At 66.9% G+C, this 9,456-nt stretch carries 11 protein-coding genes and 1 pseudogene; 5 read left to right on the forward strand and 7 right to left on the reverse strand.

Annotated features, from left to right (window positions below; all coding sequences use genetic code 11):
• The 7 genes and pseudogenes from AC36XV_RS01310 to sufC all read right to left on the reverse strand — a co-directional run.
• Positions 1-324 (reverse strand): annotated as a pseudogene (locus AC36XV_RS01310) (ribosome small subunit-dependent GTPase A); the annotation flags it as partial.
• 9 nt (positions 325-333) lie between these two features.
• Complete coding sequence (sufU, locus tag AC36XV_RS01315) at positions 334-819, reverse strand: Fe-S cluster assembly sulfur transfer protein SufU (RefSeq protein ID WP_492201876.1); 486 nt, start codon at positions 817-819, stop codon at positions 334-336.
• On the reverse strand, positions 816-2,081 hold the full coding sequence (locus AC36XV_RS01320; protein WP_492201877.1) for a cysteine desulfurase: 1,266 nt from the start codon (positions 2,079-2,081) through the stop codon (positions 816-818). Before AC36XV_RS01320 ends, sufU begins: the two co-directional genes overlap by 4 nt.
• A gap of 47 nt (positions 2,082-2,128) precedes the next feature.
• A complete protein-coding gene (locus tag AC36XV_RS01325) occupies positions 2,129-2,440 on the reverse strand; it encodes a Rieske (2Fe-2S) protein (RefSeq protein WP_492201878.1) in 312 nt (103 codons plus the stop codon).
• A complete protein-coding gene (sufD, locus tag AC36XV_RS01330) occupies positions 2,437-3,801 on the reverse strand; it encodes a Fe-S cluster assembly protein SufD (RefSeq protein WP_492201879.1) in 1,365 nt (454 codons plus the stop codon). The genes AC36XV_RS01325 and sufD overlap by 4 nt, the downstream gene beginning before the upstream one ends.
• A gap of 93 nt (positions 3,802-3,894) precedes the next feature.
• On the reverse strand, positions 3,895-5,304 hold the full coding sequence (sufB, locus tag AC36XV_RS01335) for a Fe-S cluster assembly protein SufB (protein ID WP_492201880.1): 1,410 nt from the start codon (positions 5,302-5,304) through the stop codon (positions 3,895-3,897).
• 79 nt (positions 5,305-5,383) lie between these two features.
• On the reverse strand, positions 5,384-6,160 hold the full coding sequence (gene sufC / locus AC36XV_RS01340; protein ID WP_492201881.1) for a Fe-S cluster assembly ATPase SufC: 777 nt from the start codon (positions 6,158-6,160) through the stop codon (positions 5,384-5,386).
• 335 nt (positions 6,161-6,495) lie between these two features.
• Here sufC and AC36XV_RS01345 point away from each other — a divergent pair, with 335 nt between their 5' ends.
• The 5 genes from AC36XV_RS01345 to AC36XV_RS01365 form a co-directional block, all read left to right on the forward strand.
• Positions 6,496-7,524 carry a zinc-binding dehydrogenase gene (locus AC36XV_RS01345; protein WP_492201882.1) on the forward strand — a complete coding sequence of 343 codons (1,029 nt, stop codon included), beginning with the start codon at positions 6,496-6,498 and terminating at the stop codon, positions 7,522-7,524.
• Between the two features lie 2 nt (positions 7,525-7,526).
• Positions 7,527-8,048: a hypothetical protein gene (locus tag AC36XV_RS01350; protein ID WP_492201883.1), complete on the forward strand. Its 522-nt coding sequence runs from the start codon at positions 7,527-7,529 to the stop codon at positions 8,046-8,048.
• Between the two features lie 158 nt (positions 8,049-8,206).
• Positions 8,207-8,341, forward strand: a complete 135-nt coding sequence (locus tag AC36XV_RS01355; protein WP_492201884.1) for a hypothetical protein — start codon at positions 8,207-8,209, stop codon at positions 8,339-8,341.
• 144 nt (positions 8,342-8,485) lie between these two features.
• Positions 8,486-9,157, forward strand: a complete 672-nt coding sequence (locus tag AC36XV_RS01360; protein ID WP_492201886.1) for a MerR family transcriptional regulator — start codon at positions 8,486-8,488, stop codon at positions 9,155-9,157.
• Positions 9,158-9,236: 79 nt separating this feature from the next.
• Positions 9,237-9,456 (forward strand): hypothetical protein (locus tag AC36XV_RS01365; protein ID WP_492201885.1); only part of this gene is annotated, 220 nt, incomplete at its 3' end.

Raw genomic sequence — 9,456 nt, forward strand, 5'->3', positions numbered from 1 at the left:
GCGGTCGAGCAGGCGAACGTCAGGGTCCGGGCGCGCGGCGGAGAGCACGGTGGCCACCTGGTCCACGTTAGCGGCCAGCACCTGCTCTCTCCGTCGGGCCATCGAGTGCCTCGAGAGCCGGCTGCTCCGCGGAAGCACCTCCTCGATTCTGCAGCTGCCATCGTCGAGACGCTCAATGGAGACGAGGTCGCCGATGGCCACCGGCTCGCGCGCTTCCTTCTTGGCCCTTCCACGGAGCGAGCACTCGAGAATGCCGGCGGGTGTGTGAACCCGGTACACACCGGCGGTGAACTGCAGCACGCGGCCGGTGAGACGGTCAGGCATGCAGGGCGGTCACGGGCGCGCGCTCTCGGGCCCGATCAGGTCTTCGAGGCAGTTCCATGCCAGGAGGGCGCATTTCACTCGAACCGGAAACCTGGAGACCCCGGCCAGGGCCCGGAGGTCGCCGAGGTCCGGGTTGGCGGCGGCTGTCGCGTCGCCCTTGAGCATCCGGGTGAAGATCCCCATCACGCGCATCGCCTCCTCGACCGTCAACCCCTCGAGCACGCCGCTCATCATCGACGCGGACGCCTGACTGATCGAGCAGCCTTTGCCCTCGAAGTGGACGCTCTCGATACGGTCGCCCTTCATCTTCAGCATCAGGTCGATGACGTCGCCGCACAGCGGATTGTTCAGGGTGAGGGTGTGCGTCGCATCCTCGAGCGGGCCCTTGTTTCGCGGCCGGCGGTAGTGGTCGAGGATGACCTGCTGGTAGAGATCCTGCAGCGAGGTGAGCTCGAGGCCCTCGCCTCCGTTGCCTTCCGTGCTTCCGTGCCTCATGCGACTCCGAACAGGGTACCCGCCATTCCGAGGGCCTCCACGAGAGTGTCGATCTCCCGGCGCGTATTGTAAAGGTAGAGACTGGCCCGCGCCGTCGCAGCCACTCCCAGGTGCTCCATCAGGGGCTGGTTGCAGTGATGCCCGGCCCGGATCGCCACGCCGCGCTGATCCAGGATCGTCGCCAGGTCGTGCGCGTGGATGTCGGCATACCGGAACGACAGGACACCGAGCCGGTTCTCGCGAGGCCCGAAGATCTCGAGATCTTCGATGGCGGACAGGCGTTCGATCGCGTACTCCGTCAGCTCCGCTTCCCAGGCGTGGATGCGATCGAGTCCGACCCGACGCAGGTAGCGGATCGCCTCGGCGAGCCCGATCGCCCCCGAGATGTTGGGTGTCCCGGCCTCGAACTTGTGCGGTACCGCGGCCGGGGCGAAGCGATCGAGGTGAACCTCGGAGATCATTTCTCCGCCGCCCTGCCAGGGCGGCATGTGCTCCAGCAGCTCGCGCCGACCCCACAGCGCCCCGATCCCCGTGGGGCCGAGCATCTTGTGTCCACTGAAGGCATAGAAGTCGCACCCTATTTCCTGGACATCCACCGGGAGGTGGGGGGCGGCCTGGGCTCCGTCGACCATGCACAGGGCCCCCGCCTCGTGCGCTTTTCGAGCGATCTCGGCGACGGGATTGACGACGCCGAGCGTGTTCGAGACGTGCGTGACGCCGACCAGGCGGGTGCGGCGCGACAGGAGCCGGTCGTAGTCCTCCATGGCCAGCGTGCCGTCGGGGTTCACGTCCACGTAGCGGACGGTCGCCCCGGCGCGCCCGGCCAGAATCTGCCACGGAACCAGGTTGGAGTGGTGCTCCATCTTGGTGAGGAGGATCTCGTCGCCTTCGGCCACGTGTGCCGCGCCCCACGTCCAGGTGACGAGGTTGATGGCCTCCGTGGTGCCCCGCACGAAGATCACCTCGGCCGGCGCGACCGCGCCGATGTGCTCGGCGACCACGGCGCGAGCGTCCTCGTACGCCTCGGTCGCACGGATGCTCAGCTCGTGGGCCCCGCGATGCACGTTGGCGTGGTTCTCGCGGCTATACGCATCCACCGCTTCGATGACCGGATAGGGCTGCTGCGACGTGGCGGCGTTGTCGAGGTACACCAGAGGGTGCCCGTGCACCCTCCGGCCGAGAATGGGGAAGTCGGAGCGAATCCGCTCGACGTCCAGCGGGGAGTCGGACGCGACGGCCGAGGTGGACTCGGGTGTCTCCATGGGTGCGCCCCTGGCCCTTTCCGGGCTCCGCGGGGTCGACGGGAGCGTCAGCCGACCCGGACCTGGATCTCCTGGCCTTCCACGCGGGCCTCATACGTTCTCACCGGACGAACCGCGGGCAGGGCCCGAGGCGTTCCGGTCGCCAGATCGAAGCGGGCCCCGTGTAGCACGCAGGTGACCTGCTCGCCCACGAGCTCGCCCGACGAGAGGGGAAATTCCTCGTGCGTGCACTCGTCGTGCAAGGCGAAGACGCGATCGCCGACTCGCGCGAGAACGATCTTCTCGCCATCCAGCTCCACCGGATGCAGCGAATCCGGGGGAACGTCGTCGAGCCGGGCCACCGTCTGGAATTCGCTCATCGGCCCTGGATCTTGCGCTCGATCGCGTCCCGGATCCGGGATCGAACCCCGTCGCCGGGCACCCGCTCGAGCACCTCGTCGAAGAACCCGAACACGAGCAGGCGCTCGGCCTGTTCCCGGTTCAGGCCCCGGCTCATGAGGTAGAACAGCATCCCGTCATCCACCTGGCCGACGGTGGCGCCATGCGAGCAGCGCACGTCGTCCGCACCGATCTCCAGGTTCGGAAGGGTGACGGCGCTCGCATCCGGGCTGAGCAGGAGGTTCCGGTTCGTCTGGTACGCGTCGGTGAGCTGCGAACCCTCGGCGACCTTGATCAGCCCACGGAACACGCTGTTGGAGCGGGCCGTCAGGGCGCCCTTGTACAGCAGGTCGCTGTAGGCGCTCGGGGCCTCGTGATGCTGCAGCGTGTGATGGTCGAAGTGCTGCTCCCGGTCACCGAACCACAGCGCCAGCATCTCGGCGCGAGCACCCCTTCCCTCCAGGTGGCTCGTCACGTCCGCCCGGGCCAGGTCGGCGCCCAGGGTGACGTTGAAGCCGACCAGGGTCGCATCCTGGCCGGTGTTCGAATGCTGCATGGTGAAGTGTCGGACGCCCCGTCCGTACTGCTGGACGGCCAGGTAGCTGACCGTGGCCCCCTCGGCGCCGAAGATCTCGACTCCGTTCAGGCTGAGGGAGTCCTCTTCCAGGTCGGGCGACACGTACTCGTCGATGCAGGTCACGCTCGCACCCGCCTCGGCGACGATGAGCGAGTGCGTCGACACCAGCCCGCCCTCTTCGTCCAGATACCGGAAGGCGTGAACCGGGTGCTCGACCGTCACGCCCTCGGGTACGTACAGGAAGTAGCCCCCCGACAGCAGCGCGCCGTGCAGCGCCCACAGCTTCTCCTCCATCGGCGACACGTCGCTGCGAAACAGGAAGCGCTCGAGCAGCTCCGGGTGCTCGTCGGCCACCTCCTCGAGCGGAGCGTACACCACTCCCCGGCTCTCGAGGGCCGGGTCCAGTCGGAGGTGCTCCAGGCAGCCGTTGTGACGCACCATCACACCCGCCCGGTCCCGGTCAGTGGCCATGGCCGCCTGCACGGGAGCCGGAAGCTGCTCGACCGGGAGCCGCTCGCCCTCGCATGTCACCGGGGCGAACGCTTCGGGATCGAGCTTCGAGAGGTCCGTGTAACGCCACTCCTCGCTCTTCCGGGTGGGCATCGGCGTCTCGACGTACGTCTTCCACGCCGTCCGCCTCAGCTCCGACAGCAGAGAGGGCTCGTGCACCGCCCGCACGTAACTGGCCAGCCCGCGTGCGATCGGCGCTCTCGCGGAGGATTCGGTGTCCACGCTCATGTCGCTGGTGATCGTCCCTTCGGCCAACTTCGTTCTCCTTGCCCGGACCGCCTTCCGCTCATCGAGGCGCGTCCATCTATGTGCTTGCGATCGTTGTCCAGTTCCTGGAAACGTCCGGCCTCAGCCGACGCTTCCCTCCATCTCGAGCTCGATAAGCCGGTTCAGCTCGATCGCGTACTCGAGCGGCAGTTCCTTCGCGATCGGCTCGATGAATCCACGGACGACCATGGTCATGGCCTCCTCCTCCGAGAGGCCGCGACTCATCAGGTAGAAGAGCTGTTCCTCCCCCACCTTCGAGACGGACGCCTCGTGTCCGATCGTCGACAGGTTCTCGTCGATCTCGATATACGGGTACGTATCCGTGCGCGAGGTCTCGTCGAGCAGGAGCGCGTCGCACTCCACGTTCGACTTCGCGCCGACCGCGCCCTCGTAGACCTTGCACAGTCCTCGATAGGACGACCGGCCCGTTCCCTTGGAAATCGACTTCGAGGTGATCTGCGACGTCGTGCGCGGCGCCGCGTGGACCACCTTGCCGCCGGTGTCCTGGTGCTGACCATCGCCGGCGTAGGCGATCGAGAGGATCTCTCCGTGCGCGCCCTCGCCCACCAGATAGCAGGACGGGTACTTCATGGTCAGCTTCGAGCCCAGGTTCCCGTCCACCCACTCCATGTGCGCGTTCTCCTGAACCAGCGCCCGCTGGGTCACGAGGTTGTACATGTTGTGCGACCAGTTCTGAATCGTCGTGTAACGGAAGCGCGCGCCCGGCTTGACGATGATCTCGATCACGCCCGAGTGGAACGAGTCCGTCGAATAGGTCGGCGCCGTGCAGCCCTCGATGTAGTGGGCCTGCGCATCATCCTCGCAGATGATGAGGGTGCGCTCGAACTGCCCCATCTGCTCGGCGTTGACCCGGAAGTAGGCCTGCAGGGGGATGTCCACCTTCACCCCCTTCGGGATGTACACGAAGGAGCCACCAGACCACACGGCCGAGTTCAGCGCCGAGAACTTGTTGTCGTGCGGCGGAATGACGGTGGCGAAGTACTCCCTGAAGATCTCCGGGTAGAGCTTCAGACCGTCCTCGATCGACTCGAAGATGATGCCCTGCTCGGTCCACTCCTCCTTGAGGGAGTGATACACCATCTCGGATTCGAACTGGGCCCCCACGCCCGCGAGGATCTTTCGCTCCGCCTCCGGGATGCCGAGGCGCTCGAACGTCTCCTTGATCTCCTCGGGCACATCGTCCCACGACCGCTCCATGCGGTCCTGCGGCTTCAGATAGTAGTAGATGTCGTCCAGGTTGAGGCTCTCGAGGTCCCCGCCCCAGTCCGGCATCGGCTTCGAATAGAAGATCTCGAGAGCCTTGAGGCGGAACTCGAGCATCCACTCGGGCTCCTCCTTGTGGGCGGAAATCTGTCGCACCACCTCCTCGCTCAGTCCCTTCTGGGACTTGAAGACCGGCTTCTCCTCCGTAAGGAAGTGGTACTTGTACTCGTCGAGCCCCAGTTCCTTGATGGCTTCGTTCTGCGGCATATCCTCGAATCCCCGCTTCAGACACTCTTCGTTCGGGCGGCGGACGTTCCGTCGCCCGGTGCTCTACCGAACGTCCGTCTCAGACGGTCGCGGTCTCCGGCTCGTGGAGCCAGTCGTATCCCATCTCCTCCAGCCGATCGGCGAGCTCGGGGCCGCCCGTATGGGCGATCTGCCCCTTCAGCATCACGTGTACGTGGTCCGGCTGAAGGTAGTTGAGGATCCGCTTGTAGTGCGTGATCAGCAGGACGCCCATGGAGCCGTGCGCGTCGCGGATCGTGTTCACGCCATCGGACACGATCCGCAGGGCATCGATGTCCAGACCGCTGTCGGTCTCGTCCATCACCGCCATGCGCGGCTCGAGCATGGCGAGCTGGAGGATCTCGTTCCGCTTCTTCTCGCCGCCGGAGAATCCGTCGTTCACGTAGCGGGCGGCGAACGCCGGGTCCACCTTGAGCATCTCCAGCTTCTCCATGAGGCGCTTCTGGAAAGCGAAGACGTCCATCTCCTCGTCCTCCCCGAGGCGTGCGCTCATCGCGGTACGCAGGAAGTTCGAGATCGAGACGCCCGGAATCTCCACCGGGTACTGGAAGGCGAGGAAGAGGCCGGCGAGGCTTCGCTCATCCGGCTCCATCTCCAGAACGCTCTCGCCCTCCAGAAGCACGTCTCCCCCGGTGACCTCGTAGCCGGGATGGCCCGCGATGACCTTCGCCAGCGTGCTCTTCCCCGAACCGTTGGGCCCCATGAGCGCGTGCATCTCGCCGTGGCGGACCGCCAGATCCACCCCGCGAAGAATGTTCTCGTCTTCTCCCTCGACCCTCGCGTGAAGGTCCTGGATCTCCAGCAGATATTCAGCCATTCGCCTTCTGCTCCAATGCCGTGTCGCCTGTGCCGAATCGTACGGGCCGGCGGGAGCGCACTTTCTGCCCCGTCCGGCCCGTCGGTCCCTTCATGAATCCCTGTTCGGACTCGCCCTCAAAGTAAGCTGGTTGAGAACCAGTTTCAAGTGGCTTCTACCGCATCGCGGCGCGGCCGTTCCGCATGTTGCGCGGCATGAGCGAAGTGCCGTGGCCCCGGTCGGGAGGTGTTCGGACCGTGTGCGGATCCGTAGTTTCGGCCTCGGGCCGGGAGGTGAGAGCCCCGCCGGGGCGCGGGTACGCCGCCCCGCACCCTGCCATTGCGAGGAGTGAACGGATGTTTGCCGCGTTCTTCCGCCGGCACGGCGGACCGGAAGTCATGGAGACGGGAGAGGCGCCGGAGCCGGTGGCCGCCGCGGGGACGGTCGTGGTGGCCGTCCGGGCGGTGGCCCTGAACCACCTCGACCTGTGGGTCCGCAGGGGGCTGCCGGGTCTCGAGCTCGAGCTCCCGCACATCGGTGGCTCGGACGTCGCCGGGTTGATCGAGGAGGTCGGACCGGGGGTGGAGGGCTGGTCGGTCGGGGACCGGGTGGCACTCAACCCGTCCCTGTGGTGTGGGGAGTGCGAGTGGTGCGCCCGGGGAGAGCACCCGCTCTGCGTTCGCTTCGGTATCCTCGGCGAGCACGTGGCAGGCGGGACGGCGGAGCGCGTCCGGGTCGCATCCCGAAACCTGTACCGGATTCCCGAGGCGCTCGATTTTCGCGTGGCGGCAGCCGCGCCCCTCGCCTTTCAGACGGCGTGGCGAGCCCTGGTCACCCGGGGGGAGCTGAAACAGGGGGAGGCGGTCCTGATCACGGGGGCCTCCGGGGGCGTCTCGACGGCCGCCATCCAGATCGCCCATCTGTTAGGAGCGCGCGTTCACGCGGTCACGAGCGGTCCCGCCAACGTCGAGCGGGTACGAGAGCTTGGAGCCGAAGTCGTGTACGACCGGCTGGAGGAGGACTTCGCCGAGGCGGTGAAGGAGCGAACCAACGGTCGGGGCGTGGACCTGGTGCTCGACAGCGTCGGCGAGGCGAGCTGGGGGCCGTGCCTCAGGAGCCTTGCACGACTCGGCCGCCTGGTGACCTATGGGGCTACCACCGGACCGGCGGGGAAGGTCGAGATCCGGCACATGTTCTGGAAGCAGATCCGCGTCTCCGGTTCCACCATGGCGACGCGCGAGGAGTTCGAGGAGGTGATGGGGCACGTGGTTTCGGGGGCTCTCCAGCCCGTGATCGACCAGACGCTGCCGCTGGCGGAGATCCGCCGGGCACACGAGGAGCTCGAAGCGGGCCGGGTGTTCGGCAAGCTGGTCCTCGAACCGTGAGGATGCGGCGCGGGAGGCGATCGGCGAGCCGACGGCGGGATCCCATCGGGCTCGGTGCGGCGCTCGCCCTGCTGGTGCTGCTCGGTGGCGCGGGCTGCCGGGCTGCCGGGGACGACTCGAGCGAGCTGATGGGTGCTGACACAACGAATGCCCCGGTTCCGCCCGGGGTCGAGTCGTCGTCTTCCCTCGACTCGAGTGCCGGTCCCAGCACGGATGTGGTTGGAAACGAGGAAGATCCGTTCGCCGTCTTCGAACTCGGCACCGACTCCGTTGTCCGGACAACAACCGTGACGACGCCCGTGTGGCTGGTGAACGGGATGGGTTCGGCGATCGTGGTGGAAGCGGATGCGGGCGCCGGCCGGGTCGTGATCGACACGATATCGCCCGAAGACTCGATCCGGGTACGCATCCAGAGTCGCGCGGACTCCGTGCGCCTCGATGCGCTCACCGTTTCGGGACGGGCCGTGGGTTCGGTCCATCTGCGGGCGGACGGTACACCGGAGCGGGTCGCATTTCCCCACTGACTGTGGCTGATCGTCCACAATCCCACCGAAGGTCGAGCGTCGTTCGTTTCGCTAAGTGTATTTTCGACATACCGGTACGAGGCCCTGCCCTCGCGAGCACCCTTCTTGCCCTCATCCCCCTGGAATCCCGGTGGATCGAGTTCGCAGGAAGGTGGACCATGAGACTCGGCAGCTCCCTCTTGTTGCTGGCGATTACGGCGGGCTTCGCGGCCCTGGCCATGGCCGGCACGCGGCTGGAAACCAGCCCCGTCGATGACACCGCGGCCCAGGATGTGGATGCCTGGTTCGTCTGACCCTGGAAGCCCTCCCGCCTCCTCACGCCGGTTGGCCTGACCGGCTAAGCCCTTGTCTGCTCGTGATCCGCACACATAGTATATAGTGTCACCATATACACTGTAATAGTCGTCGCACCCTCTCCGCGGAGGCACGTCGTGCGAATGAAGGAGCTGGTGACTCGATCCGGTGTGCCGAGGACGGCGATTCACCACTATCAGCGTGAGGGCCTGCTGCCGCCGGCGACCAAGACGGCGCCCAACGCGGCCGTGTACGGTGAAGAGCACGTGCGGCGCCTGAAGCTGATTCGCTCTTTGAGGGGCGACGAGCTCGGACCCCTTTCGATCGACGAGGTCCGGCAGGTTCTCGAGCGGGTCGATCGCGGCGTGGAACCGGCCGTGGCCGCCGCGCTGCAGCGGCTTCCAGGGCAGGTGGGCGGCGGGTCCGGAGCGCGGATCGCGAAGGGCGAGCGATCGCTTTCGGAGGTCGCCCGCGATGCGGGCATCAGCCTCTCTACCGCGCGCTCGTGGCACGATGCCGGGCTGCTTCCCGGTCGCCCCGGACCGGCGGATGCCCGCGAGTTCGATGAGGCGGACGTCGTCGCGGCCCGTCTGATTCAGGATCTGCTGGCGCACGAGGGCGTGCGCGCCACCGATCTGGATCCGATCGCGGAGCTCGTCGGAGAGCTCGTCCGGTACGAGCAGGCCTTCGTGACGCTCGCCACGGCCGGCGTGCCGGAGGACGAGGCCCTGGAGCGACGAGCCGGATTGCATCAGGGCCTCCTGGCGCTGCACACGTATCTCTTCAGCCGTCTCGCCGCCCCGTCTGCCTCCTGACGGTGAAACCTCGGCCGGCCGGGCATCGTCAGATTCAGGGTCGAAACCGGGAGGGGCCGGCTGGAGCCTTCCGCGGGGAATGATCGAACACGGAACGGGAATCGAAATCATGCGGGCACGTGTACGGACGCCGAGCATCGCGTTCTTCCTCGCGTCGGTGGCGTTGGCGTCGGGGTTGCGGGGGCAGGAGGCGGCGCGGCAGGTGACGCTGGAGCAGGCGTTGCGTCTGGCGGAGCGGAACAATCCGGGGCTGGAGCAGTCGTGGTCGTCGGTGGAGATCGCGGGCTACCAGGAGCTGA

Source organism: Candidatus Benthicola sp., assembly GCF_058719085.1.